Source organism: Rhodococcus sp. NPDC060176 (genome assembly GCF_042728675.1).
Lineage (GTDB): Bacteria > Actinomycetota > Actinomycetes > Mycobacteriales > Mycobacteriaceae > Rhodococcus_F.
In genome coordinates this window covers 1-25132 of record NZ_JBHWYS010000003.1, presented here as the reverse complement: position 1 = coordinate 25132, position 25132 = coordinate 1, and the positions used below count along the sequence as shown (strand labels likewise).

At 62.1% G+C, this 25132-nt stretch carries 20 protein-coding genes; 9 read left to right on the top strand and 11 right to left on the bottom strand.

Going from position 1 to position 25132, the window contains the following annotated elements; translation table 11 throughout:
* Nucleotides 1–6 precede the first annotated feature (6 nt).
* The 4 genes from ACFWEM_RS15005 to ACFWEM_RS14990 all read right to left on the bottom strand — a co-directional run bounded on the left by ACFWEM_RS15005 (nucleotide 7) and on the right by ACFWEM_RS14990 (nucleotide 4973).
* Complete coding sequence (locus ACFWEM_RS15005) at nucleotides 7–1116, bottom strand: DUF917 domain-containing protein (RefSeq protein ID WP_378534661.1); 1110 nt, start codon at nucleotides 1114–1116, stop codon at nucleotides 7–9.
* Nucleotides 1113–2693 carry a hydantoinase/oxoprolinase N-terminal domain-containing protein gene (locus tag ACFWEM_RS15000; protein WP_378534656.1) on the bottom strand — a complete coding sequence of 527 codons (1581 nt, stop codon included), beginning with the start codon at nucleotides 2691–2693 and terminating at the stop codon, nucleotides 1113–1115. Before ACFWEM_RS15000 ends, ACFWEM_RS15005 begins: the two co-directional genes overlap by 4 nt.
* Nucleotides 2694–2723: 30 nt before the next feature.
* Complete coding sequence (locus ACFWEM_RS14995; RefSeq protein WP_378534654.1) at nucleotides 2724–4091, bottom strand: purine-cytosine permease family protein; 1368 nt, start codon at nucleotides 4089–4091, stop codon at nucleotides 2724–2726.
* 150 nt (nucleotides 4092–4241) lie between these two features.
* Nucleotides 4242–4973: an SDR family oxidoreductase gene (locus tag ACFWEM_RS14990; RefSeq protein ID WP_378534652.1), complete on the bottom strand. Its 732-nt coding sequence runs from the start codon at nucleotides 4971–4973 to the stop codon at nucleotides 4242–4244.
* A gap of 243 nt (nucleotides 4974–5216) precedes the next feature.
* On the opposite strand from ACFWEM_RS14990, the gene ACFWEM_RS14985 reads away from it, so the two are divergent.
* A complete protein-coding gene (locus tag ACFWEM_RS14985; RefSeq protein ID WP_003941170.1) occupies nucleotides 5217–5357 on the top strand; it encodes a hypothetical protein in 141 nt (46 codons plus the stop codon).
* A 15-nt stretch (nucleotides 5358–5372) separates the two neighbouring features.
* Here the strand turns inward: ACFWEM_RS14985 and ACFWEM_RS14980 are convergent, their stop codons facing one another.
* Nucleotides 5373–5699 (bottom strand): hypothetical protein, encoded by a 327-nt coding sequence (locus tag ACFWEM_RS14980; protein ID WP_378534650.1) that lies wholly within the window; start codon nucleotides 5697–5699, stop codon nucleotides 5373–5375.
* Nucleotides 5700–5757: 58 nt separating this feature from the next.
* Here ACFWEM_RS14980 and ACFWEM_RS14975 point away from each other — a divergent pair, with 58 nt between their 5' ends.
* From ACFWEM_RS14975 to ACFWEM_RS14950, 6 genes are all read left to right on the top strand, one after another.
* The gene (locus tag ACFWEM_RS14975; protein WP_378534648.1) at nucleotides 5758–6162 is read left to right on the top strand and encodes a hypothetical protein; all 405 of its coding nucleotides are present in this window, start codon (nucleotides 5758–5760) and stop codon (nucleotides 6160–6162) included.
* A 428-nt stretch (nucleotides 6163–6590) separates the two neighbouring features.
* A complete protein-coding gene (locus ACFWEM_RS14970) occupies nucleotides 6591–8444 on the top strand; it encodes a BCCT family transporter (RefSeq protein WP_378534646.1) in 1854 nt (617 codons plus the stop codon).
* A 122-nt stretch (nucleotides 8445–8566) separates the two neighbouring features.
* Nucleotides 8567–12460, top strand: coding sequence for a Pls/PosA family non-ribosomal peptide synthetase (locus ACFWEM_RS14965; protein ID WP_378536137.1), 3894 nt, complete (start codon nucleotides 8567–8569; stop codon nucleotides 12458–12460).
* Entirely contained in the window at nucleotides 12445–13773 is a 1329-nt protein-coding gene (locus ACFWEM_RS14960) for a M1 family metallopeptidase (RefSeq protein WP_378534644.1), read from the top strand. The genes ACFWEM_RS14965 and ACFWEM_RS14960 overlap by 16 nt, the downstream gene beginning before the upstream one ends.
* A gap of 161 nt (nucleotides 13774–13934) precedes the next feature.
* Nucleotides 13935–14450 carry a hypothetical protein gene (locus ACFWEM_RS14955; RefSeq protein WP_378534642.1) on the top strand — a complete coding sequence of 172 codons (516 nt, stop codon included), beginning with the start codon at nucleotides 13935–13937 and terminating at the stop codon, nucleotides 14448–14450.
* A gap of 11 nt (nucleotides 14451–14461) precedes the next feature.
* Nucleotides 14462–16021, top strand: a complete 1560-nt coding sequence (locus tag ACFWEM_RS14950) for an SPFH domain-containing protein (protein ID WP_378534640.1) — start codon at nucleotides 14462–14464, stop codon at nucleotides 16019–16021.
* A gap of 47 nt (nucleotides 16022–16068) precedes the next feature.
* Here ACFWEM_RS14950 and ACFWEM_RS14945 read toward each other — a convergent pair whose 3' ends face one another.
* Both ACFWEM_RS14945 and ACFWEM_RS14940 read right to left on the bottom strand, forming a co-directional pair.
* Nucleotides 16069–17343 (bottom strand): MFS transporter, encoded by a 1275-nt coding sequence (locus tag ACFWEM_RS14945; protein ID WP_378534638.1) that lies wholly within the window; start codon nucleotides 17341–17343, stop codon nucleotides 16069–16071.
* The gene (locus ACFWEM_RS14940) at nucleotides 17343–17987 is read right to left on the bottom strand and encodes a GntR family transcriptional regulator (protein ID WP_378534636.1); all 645 of its coding nucleotides are present in this window, start codon (nucleotides 17985–17987) and stop codon (nucleotides 17343–17345) included. Before ACFWEM_RS14940 ends, ACFWEM_RS14945 begins: the two co-directional genes overlap by 1 nt.
* A gap of 175 nt (nucleotides 17988–18162) precedes the next feature.
* Between ACFWEM_RS14940 and ACFWEM_RS14935 the strand changes: the two genes are divergently transcribed.
* The gene (locus ACFWEM_RS14935) at nucleotides 18163–19284 is read left to right on the top strand and encodes a GGDEF domain-containing protein (protein ID WP_378534634.1); all 1122 of its coding nucleotides are present in this window, start codon (nucleotides 18163–18165) and stop codon (nucleotides 19282–19284) included.
* A gap of 14 nt (nucleotides 19285–19298) precedes the next feature.
* On the opposite strand, the gene ACFWEM_RS14930 is transcribed toward ACFWEM_RS14935, so the two are convergent.
* The 4 genes from ACFWEM_RS14930 to ACFWEM_RS14915 form a co-directional block, all read right to left on the bottom strand.
* A complete protein-coding gene (locus tag ACFWEM_RS14930; protein WP_378534632.1) occupies nucleotides 19299–20096 on the bottom strand; it encodes an SDR family NAD(P)-dependent oxidoreductase in 798 nt (265 codons plus the stop codon).
* A gap of 78 nt (nucleotides 20097–20174) precedes the next feature.
* A complete protein-coding gene (locus ACFWEM_RS14925; RefSeq protein WP_378534629.1) occupies nucleotides 20175–20864 on the bottom strand; it encodes a class F sortase in 690 nt (229 codons plus the stop codon).
* Nucleotides 20865–20993: 129 nt separating this feature from the next.
* Complete coding sequence (locus ACFWEM_RS14920) at nucleotides 20994–22472, bottom strand: hypothetical protein (RefSeq protein ID WP_378534627.1); 1479 nt, start codon at nucleotides 22470–22472, stop codon at nucleotides 20994–20996.
* 623 nt (nucleotides 22473–23095) lie between these two features.
* Nucleotides 23096–23554: a carboxymuconolactone decarboxylase family protein gene (locus ACFWEM_RS14915; protein ID WP_378534625.1), complete on the bottom strand. Its 459-nt coding sequence runs from the start codon at nucleotides 23552–23554 to the stop codon at nucleotides 23096–23098.
* A gap of 49 nt (nucleotides 23555–23603) precedes the next feature.
* Between ACFWEM_RS14915 and ACFWEM_RS14910 the strand changes: the two genes are divergently transcribed.
* Nucleotides 23604–24995, top strand: coding sequence for a PLP-dependent aminotransferase family protein (locus tag ACFWEM_RS14910; protein WP_378534623.1), 1392 nt, complete (start codon nucleotides 23604–23606; stop codon nucleotides 24993–24995).
* The last annotated feature ends 137 nt before the right edge of the window (nucleotides 24996–25132 follow it).

The window sequence follows — 25132 nt, the reverse complement described above, 5'->3', positions numbered from 1 at the left end:
GGCTCGCTATTCTGCCAGTACAGGTTGCTCGAGTGTCTCCACCGGCAGGAACGGGCGATCGAGTCCGAAGCTTGCCGGGCCGAAGACCGCCAGTGCCTCTGGTGTTCTCATGATCGGCGGAGTCGCGATCCCGATGACCGCAACTCGCTGCCCGTACCGCAAGCCCTCCGTGGTGATGGGCTCGGCAGTGTCGGCCTCGACGATGCAGATAAGGTCTGGCACGATCGCCACCATAACTCCGGATTGCACGGCGATCAGGTTTTCGTTCTGGAATTGAACTTCCAGCTCTTCGTCTCCGACGCCGGTGATCCGCACCGAGCCCCGAGCGAACCCCTCATCGGTTCGCCGGTCGACATCGATCACCTTGCCGTGAAAGAGAACTCGCCCGTATCCGTAAAGCGTGTCGGCGAGACCGTCCACCAGCGCCTGAACCGGGTCCACCCGCTGCTCACGTGAAAGCCTGATGGACCGACCGATGGCCAAGGCCAACGACAGAGTCCGTGGGATCGCCGTCCGCTTCACATCTGCACCCGTCATCGAGTACTGCGCGATGTGCGCCATCCCACCGAACCTCGACGTCACCCCGCGGGCGAGGCCTTCCAATCTGCTGTTGTCACTTCCGGTGTCGAAGATCGCCACCTCGTCGTGCTCGTTCGCCATGGCGAGCGGACTCGCCGAAATCCCGTACACCGAGAAGGTTTCCATCTCGAGCTGAGGAAAGGCTCGTCCCATCCCGTCGGCGTCGACAACCGGCAGGCCGCGCCGTGCGGCCACCAGCAACGGAATCATCGAATTGATTCCGCCGCACTCCATCGGCATCGTGGCATCTGCAGTTCGACCCGTGTGCTTCTCCAACGTGATCAGCGCCAGCTCGGGTTCGGTTCCGCGCGGCATCTTCTCGACCACGACGGTCGGTGCACCCATCTGCGCGACGGGGATCACCCACGCGTCGTCGTCGAGCTCCTCCGGATCCAGAATCGTGATTTCACCGGCTTCCCCGAGCGCCTGCGTGACCAACATCTTGCCGACGAACGGATCTCCCCCGCCGCCGGTCCCCAACAAAGCTGCGCCCCTGGCGAGGTCGTCGAGGTCTGCCGTTCGTAGTGTCCAACTCATCGTGAGCCCTCCTGACCGGTGGAGACCAGACCACTGTGCAGTGCTAAGTCACCGACTGCCTTCACTCGAATACGTGTTGCGTTGCCCGGCAGATACGGAATCGGGACCTCGTCGAACTCCACGATCTGCACCGACTCGGGCCGTGCGCCTGCTGCGACTGCCCGATCGATCGCCTCCTGGCGAGCGTCGTCGGCAAGAATCTGCCTGCGCCCGTCCCGTACCGCTTCGACTCGATCTACCTCACCACTGACCTGCGCGATCGCAGCGCCGATCGCATTGGCAACGTCGAAGCGCTCAGGACGAATCACCGTTCCCAGGCCGGGAAGTTCGTGCTCCAGCAAAACCGATCCCCCGCCAACCGCCACAACGGGAAGTGGATCCGACGTGGTCCGCATCTGTTCCACGGCGTCGGCGACCCGGCGCGAGATCCGGTCGAGTGCCGTCGACACCAGACCGCGGTCCAGGTGCGCCACCGCACTGCGATCTCCGACGTCGGCCAAGCCTGCCGCGACGGCTATGTCGGTGGCCGTCAACGTGTCACCGCCGAATACGAGTGCCCGTGAACCCAATTCGTATCCCACAGATTCGGGTCCGACTGTGAGTCCGTCCGCATCCACCAGCGAACCACCACCGATACCGATCGAGAAGACGTCCGGCATACGGAAATTGGTCCGTACCCCCGCGACCGTCACCTCCGTGGTGGCTTCTCTGGGGAAACCGTTGGTCAGTACGCCCACGTCGGTAGTGGTGCCCCCGATGTCGATCACCGCACAGCTGGCCAGACCGGACAGAACAGCGGCGCCTCGCATGGAGTTGGTCGGTCCCGACGCGAAAGTCGCCACCGGATAACGCCTTGCGTACTCGATGTCCATCAAGGTTCCGTCGTTCTGGCTCAGATACAGCGGTGCGGCGATGCCGTGCTCGACCAAAGAACTGGCAAGACCGTCGACGATGTGATCGGCAAGCTCGCGCAGCGCAGCGTTGATGATGGTCGCGTTCTCCCGCTGGAGTAGACCCACTCGACCGATCTCGTGAGAGAGCGAAATTGCGACGTCCGGGCCGAGTTCCTGACGCACGATCTCCGCTGCCGCCGCTTCGCATTCGAGATTGACCGGAGAGAACACCGACGATATTGCGACCGAACGAGTACCGCTGCGAGCCATGTCGGCGGCATGGCGACGAATCTCGTCGGGATCCAGCGGTGAGATACGACGACCGTCGAACTCGTGCCCACCGTGAGCGAGGTAGGGCCTTCCTTGCACAGCGGAGACCAGGTCTCGCGGCCACCCCACCATCGGCGGAAGCGCTGCGGTCGCCGGAAGCCCCAATCGCAGAGCCGCTGTTGGTGCAAGTCCTCGCTGCTCGATGAGAGCGTTGAGAAAGTGCGTCGTGCCGATCATCACTGCTTGAACAGCGCTGGGAGAGAACGAGTACTGCTGCTGCAGCGCCGTCAGAGCTCCGCCGATTCCGCCGGTGATGTCCTTGCTGGTCGAGTGTTTGACATGCCCGATGACGGTGGTCCCGTCCATCAGGACCGCATCGGTGTTTGTACCACCGACGTCGATTCCGATTCGCATCGCGAACTCCCTTCTACAGTGTTTGCAGTGCTAGTGCGTGAGCGCAGATGTTCCCGAAGGCTCTTGCGGCGCTTCGGTTGTGGTGCGTCCGACCCCGCGAATCAGGCCGAGTCGACCCGCGACGACGTAGAGAACGACTGCCGAGGCCACCGCGTTGATGGACGGCAAACCGAAGGTGCTGTAATGCCCGATCAGCGCCGAGACGATCCAGATCACCAACGTGGCCGGCACCCAAGTGGGCGCCGAGTTCGGGAGGGTACCCGCGGCTCGACTCTCTTCCAGGTCCTTGCGCCAGGTCTTGACGATGAAGTACTCCGCCACCATGATTCCGGCGATCGGCGGGAATCCGACGCCTAACAGGATCAGGAAGTCGGTGAACGAGTTCAGGATTCCGGCAGCCGCGAGGATCGAACCGGTCACGCCGACCACAGCGGTGACGACGGCGCGATTGATGCGTCGCCCGAACACGACGTCGATGAAGTTCACGATGCCGAGCCCCGAGCTGTACAGATTCCAGTCGTTGATCTTGAAAGTTCCGAGAACAATGATGAGAACGCCGACCCAGCCGACCGACGACAGGATGATCGTGGCGATATCGGAACTGCGAACGGCATGCGCAAGAAGTACACCGGTCAATCCGATCACGTATTCGCCTAATGTGATTCCGACGAGTGTCTGCTTCACGACGTCACCCGCCGTGCGGTTGAATCGCGTCATGTCGGGTGTGATCACTGCTCCGGCAATGAAACCGCCTGCGACGATGGTGGTTCCGGCGAGGAAGCTGAGCTCCGGCCCGGCTGGAGCAGATGCCATCAGATCTGACAGCGAGTGATTACGCAGTTCGGCGATGACGGCCCAACCCACCAGAAGCAGGAACAGGGGAACGGTGATGTTGGCGATCAGCTGCATGGAGCCGAACCCGCGAAGGACTATCGCGGTGATCAGAAGGCCGAAGACCAGGGCCCACGCCCACTGCGGCAGAAACGGCATGATTCCGTGCAAACCTGATGCAGAGACAGCAGATTGGATGCCGAACCAACCGATCAGGCTGACTCCGATCACCAGGCCGATCACCGCGGAACCAGCGTGCCCGAATCCACACCAGCGTGCGACCACCGACGTGTTGAGCCCTTCACGAACCCCGATGATGCCGATGAAAATACAGACAACCTCGAGAATCACCGCCCCGACTGTCAATGCCCAGAAGGCATTCCAGAACGTCATGCCGTAGCCGAGCGTCGCACCGAGCAGGAACTGTGCGAGTGCCGAAACCTGACCGAATCGCTGTACTGCCACCGAGAACCACGAATACCGTGCTTCGTCGGGAACGCGGGTGAGCGCGTAGTCGTCACCGTCGGACACTTCACCGCCGGCGGCGGTCGTTGATGTGTTTTTCATGACGGACTCCTCGAATAGTTGGGAAGTGTTCTCGGAGAAGACGGTACGAATGTGGCCGGGGTCACGCCTATGGGCGAATTGGCGTTTCTTCGTGTTACGACAATGCATTTCGCACAGTCGTCATTTCACACAGTCGTCAAATGGCACGGTCTAGCGCAACGCGTACCCGCCGTCGGGGTACAGCGTGGAACCCGTTGTGTACGTGTTGGTGAAGAGATAGAACACCGCTTGTGCGATCTCGTCTTCGTTCCCGACGCGGCCGAGCACGTTGTTCTCCGAACTCCAGGTGAACGCCGCCTCCCGAACCTCCGCCGGACGCTGAGCCCACAGATGCCCGTCGATGGTTCCGGGAGCAACGGTGTTGACGCGAATCGGCGACAGCTCGACCGCCAGTCCCCGTCCGAGCCCCTCGATTGCCGCATTGGCCGCAACGTATGCCGCAGCAGCCGCAGGTGGCCGCACACTGGCAGCACCGGACATGAGGACCACCGATGCGGTGGATGTCAGCTTGTCGAGCGCAGCGTGCACGACGCGGTACTGCCCCCAGAACTTGGAGGTGAACGGCGACGCCGCTTCCTCGACGCTCTGTTCACGGAACGAGCCGACCTGGTAATCGGCAGCCGTGGTGAAGAGAGCGTCGACGCTGGGGATGTTTGCGAAGAACGCTTTCACCGAGTCGTCGTCGGAGGTGTCGACGGTGAACCAGTGCGCCGCCTCACCCAGCTGCGTGGCCGCTGCTTCCAGCTTGGATGTGGTTCGGCCTCCGAGAACTACCTGCGCGCCGGCGTCGACGGCAAGCTGCGCCACCCGCAGCCCGATGCCTGTTCCGCCGCCGATCAGTACGACGGTCTTGCCTGAGAGAGAAGAAGGTGTCGTTGTCATGCAGCGACTGTAAGGCTCACCGAATTGTCCCGACATGTGCAGAATGCACAGATTTCACCACTACACAGTGCTAAGTATCGAGACTTAGCTGGTAGAGATTGCCGCCCCCGGGGATCTCGCTTGACGACGTTTGCTGCGTCGAAACTGCTGTCACATGCACTCCTCCTTCGAGTTCGCTTGTAACAAAACAACTCCCACGACCGAAAATGTCGGTGAACCACAACCGCGAAGGGAAGTACGAATATGGGATCAGCAGATGTCATGGCCTGGCTCGCCGAGGGTTACCTCGCCGGCGACCCGATTCGCTATCCGCTCTACGTCGGATCGATGTTCCTCGCGATGCCGTTCCAACTGATCGGCGTAATTCTGGGTCACCCCTTCTGAGTCGCCCCTATTGAGTCACCCCCTCCGAATCGTCACATCAGGCCAGGGCGGTCGACGTAGAACGGCCAGGGTTGCGATCACCGCGGCCGCCAACCCGATGAACTCCCCCATCAAAGCCGCCCTAGTGTGATCGACAGCCGGTGACCACGACGGCTCGCCCTCGTGGATCGAGAACACTCCAACTGGCACCGGTATCGGGTCGCCGCGCCACCGCCGGTGTAGTCGCGAAACCGTGATGATCGTTGTTCCGTCGCTGGTCTGGTGAGGTTCACCGAAGATCGTCGAGGTCCCTGATTCCGCTCGTGCTCGCTCCACCGCATCACGAATCTCCATGGTCCCCATCGTCGCATCGAAACAGCAGGGTCGCATCGAAACAGCAGCACTGTGCGAGTATCGATCGATGGCCGAATGGTGGGTTCCGAGCAGGCGCGTCGAGCGATGGGGCCAGACGATTGGCCTCGTCCTGCTCGTAGTCGTAGTCGGTCCGAGCACCATCCATACAGTGGCCACGGAACCGACAACCGGTAATTGGGTTCGCCTGGCAATCTGGCTTTTCGCGACGGTCGGATTTGCCTACGGCACCGTCCAAGCCTGGCGAACCAGGAACAATCCTCAACCGGCGTGTTGGGAAGGGACAACTGCCCCCACCGAAATACCCGCCGACGACGTCCGTAGTGCACTCGCGTCGACTGACGACCGTATTCCGGCAATCAAGGCACTGCGCGAACTGCATCCGGGCTTGGGCCTGAAGGATGCGATGGATCTGATCGACGCTCAGCGGGGCGAACAGGGCCCGCATCACTGATAGTTGCGACCATCACAATCACAGTTAGGTATCGACACCTGACCGCCACGATCGGGCAAGCACGCCAGGAGTTAACCACCTGACAGACAGGCTGTTTCGCCGAGTTTGACAAATGTGGTCAATCGGTGAGCGTCGACTCGACCGATTCAACTCACCGTACCAATCGAATTCGCCGTTCAGCATTCCACTCATGGCCCAATTCCGCTATTACCCAACGGTTTACAACAGGATCAACGGCAGTCAGTGGGAATTCTCGCGACAGTGCAGCATCTTTCGTCCAGTTGAGTTGACCGAAACTTGACGTTACGTTGAATTTCAAAGCAATAGCCCGGTCTTGACCTGCGATGGTGTGATCGAAACGCCCACCTACGCGTGACACGTGGCCGCCCGAATGGGCGCTGTGAATGCCTGAACGTTCGAGGAGTGGAATGACTGCGGTCAAAACTGCGTGGCGTGAACTACGGAAACCCGTGTTCATCCCCGCGTCGATAGTGATCTTTGCCCTGATCGCCTTTGCCGTGATCTACGCGGGAACCGCCGCGGATGCTTTCGAAACACTCAACAACGTGATCAGCGACGGCGTCGGCTGGTGGTACATCCTCTCTGCTACCGGTTTCGTGATCTTTGCGCTGTACTGCGGAATCAGCCGCATCGGCAACATCCGATTGGGGCGCGACGACGAGCAACCCGAGTTCGGCATGCTCTCGTGGTTCGCGATGCTCTTCAGCGCCGGGATGGGCATCGGCCTCGTGTTCTACGGAGTGGCAGAACCCCTTTCGCACTATGTGAACCCTCCCGTCGCCGGGCAGATCGCGGGATCCACGGACGCCGCAGCCAATCAAGCGGTGGAACTGACTCTGTTCCACTGGGGCCTGCATGCATGGGCGATCTACGTCGTCGTCGGTCTGGGTCTGGCATACATGACTTATCGCAAGGGTCGCCCGCTGTCGATCCGTTGGCTGCTCGAGCCACTGCTCGGACGCGCTCGCATCGAGGGAAAGATCGGCCATGCCATCGACGTCGTCGCCATCGTCGGCACGTTGTTCGGCGTCGCGACGTCACTGGGCTTCGGTGTCCAGCAGATCTCGGCCGGCCTCGACTACCTCGGTTGGGTGGAGACCGACAACTGGTTGGTCATCACCATCATCGTCATCGTGACGGGTATGGCCACCTTCTCGGTCGTCTCCGGCGTCACCAAGGGCCTCAAGTGGCTCTCCAACATCAACATGATGCTCGCCGCAGCGCTGGCCCTGTTCGTCCTGATTCTGGGACCGACACTGTTCCTGATGCAGTCGTGGGTGCAGAACCTCGGCGGATACGTCCAGGCCTTGCCCGAACTGATGCTGCGCACGTCCCCGTTCGCCGAAGACGGCTGGCAGGGCGCCTGGACCATCTTCTACTGGGGTTGGTGGATGAGCTGGGCACCGTTCGTCGGCATGTTCATCGCGCGCATCTCACGTGGCCGCACCATCCGCGAATTCGTCTTCGGTGTGCTGCTGGCCCCGACGCTGGTCGGGTCGCTGTGGTTCACGATCTTCGGTAATTCCGGCATTCTTCGTCAGCGCAACGAGGGCACGATGCTCGACGCATCCGGCGCAGTGGACACCAACACGTCACTGTTCACGCTTCTCGACGGACTTCCGCTCGGAACGATTTCGAGTGTCCTCGCGATCGTCGTGATCGTGTTCTTCTTCGTCACGTCCGCCGATTCCGGCTCGATCGTCATCGACATCCTCGCGACGGGTGGCAGCCTGGAAACTTCCAAGATCACCCGCGTCTACTGGACGTTCCTCTCCGGCGCCGCCGCCGCGGTTCTCCTCATCGTGGGTGGCAGTGGATCGCTCACGGCGCTGCAGACCGTTGCCATCGCCACCGCCGTGCCGTTCTCGGTCATCATGGTGCTTGCATGTCTGTCGATGCTGAAGGCGTTCCGGTACGAGGTCGCTTCGGCACCGCGCTACCTGCGGGTTTCGACAAATACCTCGGCGTCGACCGACGTTCCGCAGCCCACCGAGAAACGGCTCCGCGATCTGAAGATCTCGTCCACCTTCGCCGGGCTCACCCCGTCGCAAAGCGGGATAACGACGGAGCCCTCCGACGCCCACATGCTCGTCGCGGTGCACGAAGTTCCCGCCCATGCGGTCAACATCGACCCGGATACCGGCGCTGTCGACTTCTCCGAGGATTCGAAGGTCGTCGATCCGCTGGGCGGAGAGGTGTTCGACACACCCGAGTTCGCCGACTCGGCAGAAGGCCACGCCCAAGCTGCCAGTACGGACTGACCGGCACGTTCGGCATGTTGCATTAGGCATATCTGTTCACCAACTCGCAAACTTGTCATGAGACTTTCAACTCGACAGTTCGCAGGACTCTAAGTTTCGTGAGTAGAACAGGACCAACGGGTTTGCCACTCCAGTCGCAGTCGGAGACGGAACAATCTTTCGAGATACCGTCCGTATTCCTACGGTCGGCGCATGCACCTGCGCCGCGCACGCTCATCGACATCGTGCGGGCCTCAGCCGAGGCCAACCCGGAAGCACCTGCCATCGACGACGGCGACACCACACTGTCGTACTCGGAGTTGCTCGACGAGATCGAGCTCGGTGCGCGCTGGCTCGGTGATGCCGGCGTCGGCACAGGTGACCGCGTCGGAATCAGGATGCCGTCTGGTTCGCGGTCGCTGTACGTCGCGATCCTGTCGATCCTCGCGGCGGGCGCAGCCTACGTGCCCGTCGACGCCGACGATCCGGAAGAGCGCGCCGAGTTGGTCTTCGGCGAGGCGCAGGTAGCGGCGATCATCACCGGCGACGGTATCCAGCCAGGGACGGCGCCGAAGCGACTCGAGCATCCTCCGGTTCGCGAGCCCGAACCCGACGACGACGCCTGGATCATCTTCACCTCCGGATCCACCGGCACCCCCAAGGGCGTCGCGGTCACCCATCTCAACGCCGCAGCGTTCGTCGACGCCGAGGCGCGCATGTTCCTCCAGGACGAGCCCATCGGGCCGGGCGACCGCGTCCTCGCGGGACTCTCCGTGGCATTCGACGCGTCCTGCGAGGAGATGTGGCTTGCGTGGCGTCACGGCGCCTGCCTCGTCCCAGCACCTCGTTCGCTGGTCCGCAGCGGTATGGACCTCGGCCCGTGGCTGGTCTCGCGAGACGTCAGCATCGTCTCCACCGTGCCGACGCTTGCGTCTCTGTGGCCGGCCGAAGCTCTCGAAGCCGTTCGACTCCTGATCTTCGGCGGCGAAGCCTGCCCACCCGAACTGGCCGAGCGCCTCGCCGTCGAGGGCCGTGAGGTCTGGAACACGTACGGCCCCACCGAGGCGACCGTCGTGGCCTGCGGCGCGCTGATGGACGGCAAGAGCCCCGTCAGTATCGGCCTCCCCCTCGACGGCTGGGACCTTGCCGTCGTCGACGCCCAGAGCAATCCCGTCGCGGTCGGTGAGGTCGGCGAGCTGGTGATCGGCGGAGTCGGCCTGGCCCGCTACCTCGATCCCGCGAAGGACGCCGAGAAGTACGCGTCGATGCCCTCGCTCGGGTGGGAACGCGCGTATCGGAGCGGCGACCTGGTCCGGCTCGAGACCACCGGCTTGATGTTCCAGGGCCGCGCGGACGATCAGGTCAAGCTCGGCGGCAGGCGCATCGAACTCGGTGAAGTCGACAACGCTTTGCAGAACCTGCCGGGCGTCAGCGGCGCTGCCGCAGCCGTGAAGAAAACGGCCGCCGGCAATCAAATCCTCGTCGGATACATCGCGAGCACGGATCCCGACTTCGATCTCAAAGCCGCTCACGCTTTGCTCAGCGAACAACTGCCGGCAGCCCTCGTGCCCCGTCTGGCATTGATGGACGAACTTCCGACGCGCACGTCAGGCAAGGTCGACCGCAATGCCCTGCCGTGGCCGTTGCCCGGCGCCGGTGAAGATGCCGGGGCCGCATTGGGACTCGACGGCACCGCTGCCTGGGTTGCCGGCCTGTGGGGATCGATCCTGGGCGCGCAGATCACCGGACTCGACGACGACTTCTTCGAAGTGGGCGGTGGATCCCTCTCCGCTGCTCAGCTGGTGACAGCCCTGCGCGAGCGGTTCCCCGAAGTGACCGTCGCACAGCTCTACGATCATCCACGGTTGGGCTCACTCGCCGAATATCTCGACGAATTGGCGCCCACCGAAACTGTCGAGCCGCGCATCGTCGCTCCGACTCCGTTGAAAACGCAGCTGGCGCAGATCGCCGTCACCGTTCCGCTCACGACGCTCACCGGACTGCAATGGGTGACCTGGCTGGCGATCGCGAACAACGTCCTCGGCTGGTTCGTCGACGTGAGCTGGGCCCCCACCGTCTCGTGGTGGTGGATCCTGTTGGCGTTCATCGTGTTCATCACGCCGATCGGGCGCATGACCATCGCCGTCGTCGGAGCGCGACTGCTCCTCCGCAAGCTGGAACCAGGCACATATCCGCGAGGAGGTAGTGAGCATCTGCGTCTGTGGATAGCGCTGCGACTCACCGAAGCCAGTGGCGCAGCCAATCTTTCGGGTGCACCGTGGATGCTGTACTACGCACGCGCCCTCGGTGCCGACATCGGCAGCGGCGTCGATCTCCACACACTTCCCCCCATCACCGGCATGCTCGAACTCGGTGACGGTTGCTCCGTCGAACCCGAAGTCGACCTCTCCGGTCATTGGATCGACGGCGACGTCATTCACATCGGCGAGATCAAGATCGGTGACGGCGCCTCCGTCGGCTCACGCTCGACGCTTCTGCCCGGCGCACGTATCGGTCGCGACGCCGTCGTCGAACCCGGATCGGCGGTGTTCGGCCGCGTCAAAGCGAACCAGCAGTGGGCCGGATCCCCGGCGGTCAAGATCGGCAAAGCAAATCACCCGTGGCCGTCCGAACATCCCAAGCGCGCGCCTGGCTGGGTTCCGGTGTACGGCGTCACCTCGATCTTCCTGGCCGGCATGCCTATCTTTGCGCTGATGACCGGAATCGCTCTGATCGGCTGGTGGGTTCGAGACACCGAGACTCTCGGGAACGCAGTACTTCAGTCGATGATCATTCTCCCTTTGGCGACTGTCTTGTCCCTGCTCGTCTTTGCTCTCGTGACGCTGGTTGCCGTTCGTCTTCTCTCGATCGGGATGACCCCCGGCTACCACCCGGTCCGCAGCCGCGTCGGCTGGCAGGTGTGGGCGACCGAACGACTGCTCGACTCCGCCAGGGCCTTCCTCTTCCCCCTCTACGCCAGCCTGCTGACGCCGGGTTGGCTCCGTCTCCTGGGTGCCAAGATCGGCAAGAACGTCGAAGCATCCACGGTGCTCCTGCTTCCCAAGTTCACGACGGTCGCCGACGGTGCATTCCTCGCCGACGACACCATGGTCGCGAGCTACGGCCTCGGCGGCGGCTGGATGCACATCGAACAGGCAAAGATCGGCAAGCGTGCGTTCCTCGGAAACTCCGGCATGACCGCACCCGGTCGACGCGTCCCGAAGAACGGTCTGGTGGCCGTCCTGTCCGCTACACCGTCCAAGGCGAAGTCCGGATCATCCTGGCTCGGCAGTCCGCCGGTACGTCTGCGGAGGGCTGCCGGGGGCACCGACGCTGCCCGTACGTTCAATCCGCCGACGCGCCTCAAGATCGCCCGTGGAGTGGTCGAAACCTGCCGTCTGATCCCGGTCATAGTGACGTTCGGCATCGGCCTCGGTGTTCTGTTTGCACTCGAAGCGATGGTCGTCGCAGTCGGATACTGGTTCGCGGCGCTGCTGAGCGGTGTAGTCCTGCTCGTCGCCGGCGCGGTTGCAGGCGCGATCACCATCGCGGCAAAGTGGATCGTCGTGGGACGCATCACCAAGGTCGAGCATCCGTTGTGGAGTTCGTTCGTCTGGCGCAATGAAGTGGCCGACGCGTTCGTCGAGACCGTCGCCGCACCGTGGTTCGCCCGCGCGGCGACTGGTACTGCCGTACTGAACATCTTCCTGCGCGGGCTCGGGGCGAAAATCGGCAAGGGCGTTTGGTGTGAGTCCTACTGGCTACCCGAGGCAGATCTTGTGACTTTGGGCGACGGGGCGACGGTGGAACGGGGGTGCGTCGTGCAAACTCATCTCTTCCATGATCGGATCATGTCCATGGATACCGTCACTCTGGGAGCAGGAGCAACACTGGGACCGCATTGTGTCGCGCTACCCGCAGCCGGCATCGGCGCGGGAGCGACAGTCGGGCCTGCATCTCTGGTGATGCGAGGTGACACCGTTCCGCCTTCCACGCGCTGGCAGGGCAACCCGATTGCACCGTGGGCGGCCTCGTGAAGCCGAACCGCATACTCGAGGAGCCGCTCGATCCGTACCTGCCGCACAACGGCAACCGCGGTTACCGCGTGTCTCGGTACGAACTGGAACTGACGTACAAGGTCTTCAGTAACCGTCTCGCGGGCAAAGCCGTCATCACCGCAGTCACCACCGAGAGCCGATCCAAGTTCAGCTTCGACCTCGCGCAGAACTTGCAGGTGTCCAAGGTGTCAGTCAACGGTGCCCGCGGCACCAAGTACACGCACCAGAACAGCAAGCTGGTCGTCACACCGTCCACCAAGATTCCCGCTGGCGGTGCGCTGTCGGTCACCATCGCGTACAACGGCAATCCCGAGCCGATCAAAAGCCTGTGGGGCGAGGTCGGATGGGAGGAACTCGACGAAGGAATACTGGTCGCAAGTCAGCCCAACGGCGCCGCATCCTGGTTCCCCTGCGACGACCATCCGATTTCCAAAGCGTCGTACCGCATTTCGATCACCACCGATTCACCGTTCTACGCCCTCGCCAACGGAAAGCTGATCCGCAAGCAGACCCGCGCGAGTCAGACCACGTGGGTCTACGAGCAAACCGAACCGATGGCAACCTATCTGGCCACCATTCAGATCGGCCAGTACGAGCACCGTCAGGTCAGCGCCGGTCCGGTGCCGGTCTTCGCCGTTCACCCGCCACGGCTTCGCGCAGCGTTCGACATCGATTTCGGTCGTCAGCCCCAGATGTTGGAAGTCTTCGGAAAACTGTTCGGCCCATACCCTTTTGCCGACTACACGGCTGTGGTCACCGACGACGAACTCGAAATCCCCATCGAAGCGCAGGGTCTCTCGATCTTCGGAGCCAACCACTGCACGGGCAGGCGCGGTTCCGAACGTCTTGTCGCGCACGAGCTTGCCCACCAGTGGTTCGGCAACAGTCTCACTCTCGGACAATGGTGTGACATCTGGCTGCACGAAGGCTTTGCCTGCTACGCGGAGTGGATTTGGTCCGAGAATTCCGGCGGTCCGTCCTCCGACCAATTGGCCGCCAACGCCTATCAGGGACTCCGGCGCAAACCTCAGTTCTTGATCATCGGCAATCCTGGCCCTGCCCACATGTTCGACGATCGAATCTACAAGCGGGGCGCGTTGACTCTGCACGCCCTGCGCGGCGTCCTCGGAGACGAGAAGTTCTTCGAACTGATCCGTCAGTGGACCACGAAGCATCGGCACAGCACGGTCAGCACCGAGCAATTCACCGATCTTGCTTCACGTTTCACCGACACTCCGCTGCGGCCCCTCTGGGATGCTTGGCTGAATCAACGCTTCCTACCTCGACTCTGACGCTTACACGACGTACCACCACACAGCCGCACCACCACGCCGAAACATTCCGAATGCGCCGATTAGCTTTGTCTTACCTTTACTATAGAGGTGGGCCGAGGGACGACCCCGACAACACAAATTTCAGGGCACGCTTCCTCGACAGGTAGATCGGGGGATCGATGTTCGTTGTATTCACAATATGTTTCGTGATCGGAGTTGTCGCTCTGATCGGAGCCTTTGCCGTCGGCGAGGTTGCGGATCTCGGCGGCGGCCACGCAGACGGGCTGCCGTTTCTGAGCCTGACAACTTTGGCCACAGCACTTTTCGGCTTCGGCGCCGGCGGCGTAGCTGCCACTCTCGCGGACGCTCCGACGTTGGTTGCGGTGATTGCGGCAGTCACACTCGCCGCCGTTCTCGTTGTCGTCACGCGCGGCCTTCTCCTCCCTTATCTCCTGAAGCAACAAGATAATTCGCACATCGGGCGAGATTCATACTCCGGACTACTGGGCACAGTCACCCTCACGATCGCCGCCGAAGGCTGGGGAGAAGTCTCGTTCGTCGATGCCGAAGGCAATCGCGTGCAGGCGAAGGCAATCAGTTCACAGCCGGTGGCGCTCACCACCGGCACCACCGTCTACATCGCCGATGTGGACGATCAATACCTTCACGTCGTCACGGTTGACGACGCGATCTAAGGACTCGATACATGCTGGCAATCATCATCATTGCAGTTGTAGTCGCGGTAATCATCTTCATCGTTCTACCCGCGATCTACGTGAAGAACTACGTCAAGGTCCCGCCGAACGAAGTGGCGGTCTTCACCGGTCGCGGCAAGCCGAAAGTGGTACGCGGCGGTGCCCGATTCAAGATTCCCGGCATCGAACGTGTCGACATCATGTCTCTCGAACCGTTCAACGTCAGCATCAACCTCAAGAACGCACTCTCCAACGACGGCGTTCCGGTCAATGTCGAGGCAGTCGGACTGGTACGGATCGGTTCCGCCGACGAAGCGGTTCAGACAGCGGTGCAACGATTCCTGACCTCCGATCTCGACGAGCTGCAGCAGCAGATCAACGAAATCCTCGCGGGCAGTCTGCGCGGAATCACCGCAACCATGACCGTCGAGGACTTGAACTCCAACCGCGACTCCCTCGCCCGCAGCGTGGTCGAGGAGGCAGGCGGCGACCTTGCCCGCATCGGCATGGAAGTCGATGTCATCAAGATCGCGGGAATCTCCGACTTCAACGGCTATCTCGAGTCGCTGGGTCAGCGCCGTATCGCCGAGGTCAAACGCGATGCTGCGATCGGAACTGCTGAAGCAGAGCGTGATTCGCAGATTCAGTCGGCAAAAGCGCGCCAGGCGGGATCCGTCGCCCAGGCAGAAGCCGACACCGCGATCGCCAGTGCGAATCAGAAGCGCGACGTCGAACTCGCTCGCCTGCGAGCTCAGACCGAAGCCGAGAACGCCGAAGCCGACCAGGCTGGACCACTCGCGCAGGCAACGGCCGAGAAGGCCGTCGGCATCGCACGTGAGCAGGCCGAGGCGGCCCGCGTCGAGGCTCGCACCGAGGTCGAGCGTCGTCGCGCCCAGCAATCGGAAGCGGCGTTGCAGGCAGATGTCATTGCACCGGCCGAGGCCGAACGCCAAGCCTCCATCGCACGCGCAGAAGGTGAACGGCAGGCTGCGATCCTCCGCGCGCAGGCACAGGCCGAGTCCGCAAGGCAGGCCGGTGGCGCTCAGGCCGATGCACGAAAGCTCGTCGCCGACGCCGTTCGCGCTGAGCAGCAGGCTGACGCCGACGGTCTGCGAGCACGTCTGGAAGCCGAAGCTGACGGACGCAAGGTAGCGGCCGACGCCGTTCGCGCCGAGCAGCAAGCCGAGGCGGACGGTTTGCGCGCCAAGCTCGAAGCGGAGGCGGCCGGTAAGCGTCAGATCGCCGAGGCGCTCAATTCCTACACCCCGCAGGCGGCACAGTTGCTCACTCTGCCAGACGTTCTGGCGGCACTGGTGGACGCCACCGCAGCGGCAGCGAAGCCGGTCGGAGACATCGATCGCATCTCGATCGTCGGAGGCAGCGACGGGGCGCAGGGCTCGATCGGTTCGATACTGGGCATCAGTCCCCAGGTGATTGCCGGCGTCATCGAAACTCTCGAGAGCTCAGGCGTCGATATCACCGGCTTGCTCAACGGCCTGAACAGGACGGCACCGGTTCATGCTGCTTCAGTACACAGTTCCGAGAACGGGTCCGCAACTGTAGATGCATGATTCACCCGGTCCGCCGACTCTTGCGGGAGTCGGCGGACCCGGCGGTGTCAGGCAGTCGGAAGATGTGAACGCGACTTGAAAAGGATCAGCACCAGGCAAGCAGCTGCGGCAACTGATCCGAACAGAAGAGTCACCGTATAACTCAGCGCCGGAATGCTTTCCGAGAGCATTGCCAGCAGAGCCGGCACGGCAAACCCGATGTAGGTGATCGAGTAGAACACTGCCGTCAGCCCTGCCAGATCATCTGGGCCCGCGATTCGCTGGATCTCCAGCAATCCGGACACCAATGCCATGCCGTACCCGCAGCCGAGGATCGCTGCGGCGACGATCGCGACCGCCACGGTCAGCGTCGACGCAACCAGAGCAGCGGCCGCCATGCCGACCACCAGAAACACCAGCGCCACCACAGCGCCACGCGCACTACGGTCGGTATCGATCTTGCGCCCCAACGACTGAATCGCGAACCCACATGTCAGCGCAACCATGCACAGCAAAGCCGAAAAGGCCACGGGCGCATCGCCACTGTGCCCGGTCATCAGCGACGGAATGACTGCATACGCGACACTGGCAGCACCGAACACCCACGGAGCCAAGGGAACAACGACGTAGAGGAATCTGCGATGGCCCACCGAAGGGATCTTGAGGTCGTCGATCAACCTGCGTCGATCGGATTTCTCCTGTGCCGGTCGGGTTTCAGGCGCACGCCACAGCGCCACGCCCGCAATTACGGTGATCACGATGTGCAGCACGTACGCCAACGCGCTCGGCATGGGCGCCCACTGCGCCAAGATTCCCGCAGCACCTGCCCCCAACGCGAAGCCGGCGGTCAGACTCATCGCTGCTCGCCGGGCTCCCGCACCTTCCGACGCCTCCGAATCCCAAGGCTGCGTGGACAACTCCTTTACCCACGAACCGCCGACGGCCATGCCGATCCCCAGAGCGATGCCGCAGAGGATTCTTCCCAAGATCAGGACAGCGGCGGAGTCGGCACCGAAAGCGAGAAGCGTCGAACCGGCGATCGCGATGATCGGTGCCGGAAGCATGATCGGGCGTCGGCCCAATCGATCTGACAGCGGTCCGCCGAGCAGAAGGGCAGGCACGATCCCGACCACGTAGGCGAAGAGGAAGAAGTCGACCATCACGGGCGAATAGCCGTGGTCGAGTCGGTACATCACCAGCAGCGGCGTGAATTCGTTACCGCCCCAGGCCGCGGCGAACATACTGGCAGCGACGGTCAGCCACAGCCAGTTCCCACCGCTGCCGCGTTCACTGCCGGGACGACGATCGACCGCGGCCGCAGCGCCCATAGTTTGGGTGCTCATCACAGAGTTCCTTCGAAGCCGAGGCCGTGCACCTGGCGCATGTGTGTGAGGGCGGCAGTGTTGTAACCGTCAGCATCGCCGGATTCGACGAGGTCGGTCAGCGCCGTGTGGTCCGCCAGTATCCGAGGGAGTTGGCCAGGGTCGCGCGAGATCGACCGTGCTGTCATCCGCCGTTGTCTGTCGCGCAGACTTGCGTAGAACGAGTCGAGCAAAGGGTTCCCACCGGCGGCAACGATCATCTTGTGAAAGTCGGCGTCGATTGCGCTGAATGCGGCCACGTCCCCGCGGTCAGCAATCTCACGTTGCTCGATCAGATTCGCGCGCAACGCTGCGACAAGCACTTCGCGTGCGTGCGGTCGGACCGACACCACTCGAACACTCTGAGTCTCGACGAGTTGTCTGGCACTGATTACGTGTTCCGCTTCCCCGTCCGCGACCGGGACGATCAGCGCCCCCTTCTTCGGGTAGAGGCGCATCCAACCTTCCGATTCGAGACGCAGAAACGCCTCACGCACCGGCGTGCGGCTCACATTGGTCCGTGCGGCGATGTCACCCTCACTGATCAACTCCCCTCCGGCAAGCTCGCCGGAAAGGATCAGTTCCTTGACTTCGCGGAAGACGGTTTCGGAAGCGGAATACAACATAGACACAAGATGTATTTATACTCCATGCTGGCCCAACCCCGTCTCTCGGGTCATCGATCCGAACATCTCAGTCCAATGCGGCATCGGCCCAGTTAGCATTGCAAGGTGCAGGACAGAAGAGGAGTCGGTTCACGATGCGCGGTACACACCCCCGCCATCGCACACTGAAGCGCCCATGACGTCGCAGATGAAGTCCATGAGGACGCTGACCCGCGAGTGGTTGGTTCTTCCCGATCAATACGACCGCTTCACTCGCTACCTTCGCGATAACGGCCTGACTGCCGTCACCCGGCTACTTCTTGGCATCATCGTCATCGGGCTCGGCGTGTGCTCACTGCTCAATCGGTTCAGCCCGTCCGGTCCGACAAGCCCTGTTGCTCTGTTCTTCAACACCGTCGTCACGCTCGCATGCTTCGCGGTCGGAATCGCCTGGTGGACATTCGGCCCGACCAAGCGTAGATCGTTCGGCTTCGTGGTCTTCTGCGACGTTGCGGTCTCGATCGCCATACTCGGCGACTCGGCACCGCTCGCACGTCTGCTCACTTGCGTCATCTACGCACTGATCGGCATCTACATCGCCTATTTTCACAATCCGAAGTTGCAGGTCGCACACCTGACCTTCTCGGTTGTGATGATCGTGGTGGCTGCGGAGCCGATCCTCTTCGGACCGGATCGCGATCCTGCGCTGGGCGTTTCGAAAATGTTGGTTGTCGTCACTGCACTCATGATCTGCGCGTTCATCTCGCAGATCGTGCTGACGATGCTCAGCATGGACGCATCCAGCTCCGACCTGGATCCACTCACCGGTCTCCTGAACCGTCGTGGTCTCGACCGCCACGTCGAGAAGGTACTCGAGGGGTTCCAGCGTCAGGAATCTGCGGCACTACTCGTGATCGCGATCGACATCGACCGGTTCAAGACGATCAACGACGTCCACGGTCACGACGTCGGCGATCGCATCATTCTTCGAGTGGCACAGCGCTTGTCGTCCTGGGCGCATGCCGATGCTGTCGTCGCGCGAGTCGGTGGCGACGAATTCGTCCTCGTACAACGACTTCCGGTCCCGGCAATCGGCCCGATGCTCGACTCGATCGGGCCGGCAATGCACTCGAACGCCGACGAGATCCCGTCGACGTCGAGCATCGGAATCGCCGTGCGTACCCACAAATTCGTCGCCGGAGAAGAGCGCGCAGCAGCGTTCACGGACATGCAGAAAGTCGCTGATTCGGCGATGTACGAAAGCAAGAGACTCGGCGGCGGACGCGTTCACACGATCGTCACCACCGCGACCAGGTAGCCGTACGCGAGGTATCAGTAGTAGACCGGCCCCGGCACTCCCCCACCGACAGCCACTGCGTCCCCCGTGATTGCGATGCTCCGCGGCGATGCCAGGAAAGTCACGACGTCCGCTACTTCTTCGGCGTCGATGATCCGATGTATCGAGTTCGTCGCGATGCCCTCTTCCACCTGCGCAGGCGAACGGCCGGATTCTTCCGACTCGCGCGCGATCCGCGCGGTCAACCTTTCGGTTCGCGTAACCCCCGGATGGACGACGGTGACGTTGATTCCCTTGGGGCCCAGCTCGTCTGCAAGATTCTTGGTCAGCGCCGACACACTGACGTTGCGGATCGTGTGGGCGATCGAAGTGGCCTGTCTGGCCCCCAAGCCGCTGATGTTGATGATCCGGCCCCAGCCTTGATCGATCAGATATGGCGCTACTGCGCGTGCAGTGCGCAGGTACCCCAGCACTTTGACGTCGAGCTCACCACGCACGACATCATCGGAGGTCGCCTCCAAGTCGAACGATCGCCCCGCACTGAACGGCGTCGCAGCCGAGTTGACCAGAATGTCGACGCCGCCGAACTCCTCGACCACCCGCCGCACCGAAGCCTGGACCGAATCGTCGTCACGCGTGTCGGTCGCGATGCCGACAGCTCGAACTCCGAACTCCGAAGCCAAATCTCGGGCAACGTCCACGACAGTCGATTCCGTCCGCGCAAGTATCGCGACATCAACCCCTTCAGCTGCGAGACCTCTGGCAATAGCCAGGCCGATCCCCTTGCTCCCGCCGGCGACAATGGCACGTTTCCCAGAAAGGTGAAGATCCATGCCTGCGACACTATCCAACAGGTAGTCCCCGATCTCTACGACGAGAGATCGGGGACCGTGGGCGCAATTTCCAGTGAGTCAGACCATCAGGTCCGCGTACAGGTAGACGTTGTCGGCGTAGTTCCCCACACCGTCCTCGAATTGGAGTTCACCGCCGCAGGTGACAACAGCCAACTTGCGGGCGCCCTCCGGGCCGGCCAACACGCTTTCCTCCACGCCGTCGGCCTTCGGACGCGTCTTCACCGCGGTCACCTTCCACGACGTGCTCTTGCCGGTCGCGTCGGATGTACGGATCACTTCGCCCGGTTCGATCGTGCCCAGGTCGAACAGCGCGCCGTTCCCCTGGCCGGTCAAATTGACGTGTCCGGCAATCAAAGTCGTGCCGGTGACCGAGTCGAGGGCGGCACCGTCGAGCCAGATTCCGACGTTCTTGACGTTCTCCGGCGGAGTGAGGACGCCGTCAGGGACTGTGGCGTCCACGATCGGCGCCTGAACACCCACCGAATCGAGCGAAAGGGTGTTGGGAGTCATCAACGCATCCGCCGGCGCTGCCGGATTCGCGGAGTGCGACATGACAACTCCCGGACTCGGCGGAATCGCAGCATTGTCATCGGAGGATCGTAGGCCGACGAAGGCCATGGAAGCACCAGCGACAAGCACCGCGATGACAGCCAGGATGAACGCGACACGACGCCCCTTAGCGGGACTCGCGGGCTGGTCGTGGTTGGGATCGTCGTATGGATTGGGATCCGACTCGTACATTGTCATCGAACTGTCTCCTGCGGGATGAGGCACCCCCGGCACCTCTTGCGAATTGACGCCCCCTGCGTCTGATCAGTGTCGGCACCGATCACACAGCCTGTGATCGGTGCCGACGTCTACTGCTTGTGCCTGGCGTCAGGAACGCTTGCGGCGGAGAGCAACTGCTCCGGCAGCAGCCATTCCGACCAGGGCGAGACCTGTCACTGCGACGGCGACGTTACGGCCTGAATTCTGTTCAGCAGCACCACCGTCGATGGCAACCGGCCGAGGTCCGGTGGCCGGCTTCGGAGTCGCCGGTGCCGGAGTCGCAGACGTGGCAACCGGCTGCGACGGAACAGGAACACCGGGAACTACGGGCACGACCGGCACAATCGGAATGATGGGCACGATCGGAACAATCGGCACTATGGGCACGATCGGAACGACGGGAGTTGCGGGTGTCGTCGTTGCGGGCGTCGTTGTTGCCGGTGTTGTCGTTGCCGGTGTCGTCGTTGCGGGCGTCGTTGTTGCCGGTGTTGTCGTGGGCACTGCGGCATATCCGACGCTGGCGGATGCATTCATCGAAGCGGGCCGAACGGTGTCGAACGACGCGAAGATCTGGCATTCCGCCCCGGCAGTGTTCCAGTGCAGGTTCTCGACCGAATCCGGAATGACGCTTGCGGTCACGGAGTAGTCCCCGCTGTTCGCAGCGGTGAGGCAAAGATCAACGGCGGTCGGTGCATCTCCGCGACCGTCGACCGTCAATTGGTTTCCACTCAGCGTCGCCTTGCCGTTGTCGCCACAGACAGTGAGTTCGGTTCCCGCCGAAGACTGAACACTGATCGGCTTCCGGTACATATTCGTGTTCAGGGCGAAAACGGCGGTTTCTCCGGCTTTCAGGGTGCCGGTCGCCGGCGTCTTGCGAGCAAGGTCGAGCGTTTGCGTGACGTTCATGATCTCGACGATGCGAGCACGCTCGTCTGCGCCGAGATTCCTGTCGCACAAGCCTTTGAAGTCGGCCATCAGCGGATTGTCGTAGTCCGAGACACACCACACCAGCGTCTGGCGCGCCGAACGCGCATCTTCACTGCCATTGCCCGAGACGCTGCCGTCGAGCTTGGCAGGATTCTGCAGCAACCAACTGATGACAGCGAGATCGTCGGCCGACAGATCGGGATTGCCCGAAGACGGCACGGTCGGCCCCATCTCGTCGTTGTGCTTGTCGACGGGCAAGCCGTTCTCGTCGACGCCGGCACAGGGATCGAGATCGAAGTCCGTGCAGTACATCCATTCCGACTTCGCGATTCCGTCGACGTCGCGAACACCGCAGACCGGCGCGTCGACCGCGGTCGAGGTACCCCGATCAGTAGTGCCGTACAGCGGCACGATGTTGCCGTCGTTGTAATGTTCGAGTCGAACACCTGCGATGTCGAGCATCTGCTCCGAGGGTGTGTACTCGGTGCCCTCGCACAGCCCGGCAGTGAATGCCGGAGCCGCCGCGGCTCGCACCGGCAGTGGCGCGGAGACAGCCGGCGAAGCAAAAGCAACGCTACTGCCGGCTACCGTCACGGCAATAGCTGCGGTTAGCGAGAGCCGGAGAGCAAGCGGCCTCCGCCGTGAACCAGACACAGTCATCAAAGCTTCCCTTTCAAGACATTTCGGTAGCGGGGAGGTTGCCTGGATTCCCAAGACCACGCTGTCCAGCACTCACTTCCGAGAGGATAGGCCAGTTACTTATGGCAACCAGCCAGTTACTAGAAGGCAATGTAGTGCATGTTTCAAGAAAGTACACATGCTCATCCAGCCTTTGAGCGCAGCGACGCCCCACGGGCAACGAGTTAGCCAAGCCGGTGACTGAAACCTTGTCCAACCGCACAACCGTCACGATCAACCCAAAAATGGCTCACCCAACCCAGACGATCCCGTCATTTCTCGGCCGCTAGCCAGTAGGTAACTCATGGATTCCAAGGAAACCCACAGGAAGGGACGCTTTCGGTCCGCGCGCAAAATGAAGGGGCCCGCGTGGCGGGCCCCTTCATGGGAGATTTCAACCGAGACTGCTTTGTCGGAATTCGGACAACCTGTCCGCGCTCGGCACGCTCGTCCGATAGTTCTTAATGTGATTTGCATCACATTCAAAGATTCAGTCGGTTTTGTTCACACTCGTAATCAATCTTTTGGTCGCCTTTGGGGCGATTACCTAAATCTTCGGCTGAGACAAAGGACCCCGGATCGAACGCAGAGGATGCGACTCGGGGTCAGCTTCGAACCGGAGGCGCCTTCCTCGTGGTCACCGCGATGCGATTCCACGCATTGATCGTCAAGATGACGCTGATGAGCTGGGCCAGTTCCACGTCCGAGAATTCGCCGGCCGCCTCGCTGTACACCCCGTCCGGAACGAAACCGTCGGTGAGGACTGTGACGGCCTCGGTCAAGGCGAGAGCGGCGCGTTCGCGATCGGAGTACATCCCTCGCGCTTCTTCCCACGCGCTCAACAGATACAGCTTCTGCTCCGTCACACCGACCTTTCGAGCATCACGTGTGTGCATGTCCAAGCACCATGCGCAGTGATTCAGCTGCGACGCGCGGGTGAGGACCAATTCGACAAGCGTCGGCTCCAGCCCCTGACGCGCAGCGGCATCCAACGCAATCATCGCCTTGTAGACCTCGGGCGCCAGCTTCGCAATGTCGATTCGTTGGCCTGTTGTTGTAGTCATACCTAAACCGTAAGCCCGAAAAGACCCCGAAACGTGGTTCAATCCGGTGATGAATTCATGGGCCAATCTTGGGTTCGATCTGCATGTCGAACTACCGCACGGAATTGGAGTTCGAGCCGCGTTGCTACAGACGCTTCGCGACGCGATCGACAGTGGGCTGTTGAAACCTGGCACCAGGCTTCCACCCTCTCGCACCCTGGCACTCGACCTCGGCGTCGCACGAAACACCGTTGCGGACTGCTATGCCGAGCTTGCTGCAGCTGGATGGCTCGTCACACGGCAGGGTTCGGGGACCGTAGTCGCTTCGCTCGCCGACGCACACATTCGCGGGACCGATCCGTCGCCGACAAGACCGCGCTTCACCTACAGCCTTCTCCCCGGATCGCCGGACGCGTCGGCGTTTCCCCGCGCTGCATGGATTTCCTCCGCCAGGCGGGCGTTGACTGCCGCACCGAACGACGCATTCGCCGCCACTGACCCCAGAGGCCGAGTCGAGCTCCGAAACGCCCTCACCACCTATTTGAGCCGAGCCAGAGGAGTTCGCGTCGACCCGAACCGCATAGTGATCAGTGCCAGCTCGGGTCACGGGATCTCCCTCCTCGCCCGTGCACTTGGCGGAGCGATTGCAGTCGATTCTTTCTGCCTTCACCTTCACCGGCAGCTACTTGTCGACGAAGGATTACGAACAGTTCCCATCTCCGTAGACGAATCCGGAACTTGCACACAAGAATTGGCGTCAACATCCACGCGCAACGCGCTTCTGACTCCGACGCATCAGTTCCCTCTCGGGGGACCACTGACGCCGGCAAGGCGAGCAACCGCTGTCGAATGGGCCTCGAGCACGGGCGGCGTCATCATCGAAGACGACTACGACGGCGAATTCCGTTATGACAGAAAGCCTGTCGGAGCACTCCAAGGCATCGCACCGCAGCAGGTTGCCTACCTGGGCACTGTCAGCAAGACACTGTCGCCGGCGATTCGAATTGGGTGGATGGTGTTGCCGGACAGGCTGATCGAACCCGTTCTCGCAACAAAGGGACCCTACGAACGCTGGGTCAGTTCAACGGATCAATTGACCTTGGCAGACTTCATCGAGTCCGGAAGATTCGACAGCCATATTCGGAAGATGCGCGCCACTTACCGACGACGACGCGATCAACTGGTTGCGACGCTCGCTCAGCAGGTACCTCAGGTCCGGATCGAGGGGATCTCCGCGGGACTTCACGCTGTGGTCCGATTGCCTTCAGGAAGCGAACAAGCCGTGCTTGCTGCTGCTCAGACACGCGATCTCGGCCTCGAAGGGCTCTCGACCTTCCGGCACCCCGACGTGTCTTCAGTCGGGGGTGACGGCATCGTCGTCGGATACAGCACGCCGACGCAATCCCAGTATCCGAGGACGCTGGATGTGCTGTGCGAGGTGCTACAGGCGGCGCTGCGATAAGAGCCCACGGGTTTTGCCGGGGTTTGTCGGCCCACCCCGCCAGCCCTGCCCCAGCGAACGTACCGTTCATCTCGTTGAAGGCGACGGAAGTGCCGTTCGCTCGATCCCGGCGCGTCGTCGGTCACGCCCCTGCCCGG

Excerpts from the sequence above, each read along its gene's own strand:
- ACFWEM_RS15000 (WP_378534656.1), bottom strand. The coding sequence starts at position 2,693 with ATGCGAATCGGAATCGACGTCGGTGGTACAAACACCGATGCGGTCCTG.
- ACFWEM_RS14950 (WP_378534640.1), top strand. The coding sequence starts at position 14,462 with ATGCTGGCAATCATCATCATTGCAGTTGTAGTCGCGGTAATCATCTTC.
- ACFWEM_RS14970 (WP_378534646.1), top strand. The coding sequence starts at position 6,591 with ATGACTGCGGTCAAAACTGCGTGGCGTGAACTACGGAAACCCGTGTTC.
- ACFWEM_RS14985 (WP_003941170.1), top strand. The coding sequence starts at position 5,217 with ATGGGATCAGCAGATGTCATGGCCTGGCTCGCCGAGGGTTACCTCGCC.
- ACFWEM_RS14925 (WP_378534629.1), bottom strand. The coding sequence starts at position 20,864 with ATGACAATGTACGAGTCGGATCCCAATCCATACGACGATCCCAACCAC.
- ACFWEM_RS14915 (WP_378534625.1), bottom strand. The coding sequence starts at position 23,554 with ATGACTACAACAACAGGCCAACGAATCGACATTGCGAAGCTGGCGCCC.
- ACFWEM_RS14995 (WP_378534654.1), bottom strand. The coding sequence starts at position 4,091 with ATGAAAAACACATCAACGACCGCCGCCGGCGGTGAAGTGTCCGACGGT.
- ACFWEM_RS14910 (WP_378534623.1), top strand. The coding sequence starts at position 23,604 with ATGAATTCATGGGCCAATCTTGGGTTCGATCTGCATGTCGAACTACCG.
- ACFWEM_RS14955 (WP_378534642.1), top strand. The coding sequence starts at position 13,935 with ATGTTCGTTGTATTCACAATATGTTTCGTGATCGGAGTTGTCGCTCTG.
- ACFWEM_RS14975 (WP_378534648.1), top strand. The coding sequence starts at position 5,758 with ATGGCCGAATGGTGGGTTCCGAGCAGGCGCGTCGAGCGATGGGGCCAG.
- ACFWEM_RS14980 (WP_378534650.1), bottom strand. The coding sequence starts at position 5,699 with ATGGGGACCATGGAGATTCGTGATGCGGTGGAGCGAGCACGAGCGGAA.
- ACFWEM_RS14930 (WP_378534632.1), bottom strand. The coding sequence starts at position 20,096 with ATGGATCTTCACCTTTCTGGGAAACGTGCCATTGTCGCCGGCGGGAGC.
- ACFWEM_RS15005 (WP_378534661.1), bottom strand. The coding sequence starts at position 1,116 with ATGAGTTGGACACTACGAACGGCAGACCTCGACGACCTCGCCAGGGGC.
- ACFWEM_RS14920 (WP_378534627.1), bottom strand. The coding sequence starts at position 22,472 with ATGACTGTGTCTGGTTCACGGCGGAGGCCGCTTGCTCTCCGGCTCTCG.
- ACFWEM_RS14940 (WP_378534636.1), bottom strand. The coding sequence starts at position 17,987 with ATGTTGTATTCCGCTTCCGAAACCGTCTTCCGCGAAGTCAAGGAACTG.
- ACFWEM_RS14935 (WP_378534634.1), top strand. The coding sequence starts at position 18,163 with ATGACGTCGCAGATGAAGTCCATGAGGACGCTGACCCGCGAGTGGTTG.
- ACFWEM_RS14990 (WP_378534652.1), bottom strand. The coding sequence starts at position 4,973 with ATGACAACGACACCTTCTTCTCTCTCAGGCAAGACCGTCGTACTGATC.
- ACFWEM_RS14945 (WP_378534638.1), bottom strand. The coding sequence starts at position 17,343 with ATGAGCACCCAAACTATGGGCGCTGCGGCCGCGGTCGATCGTCGTCCC.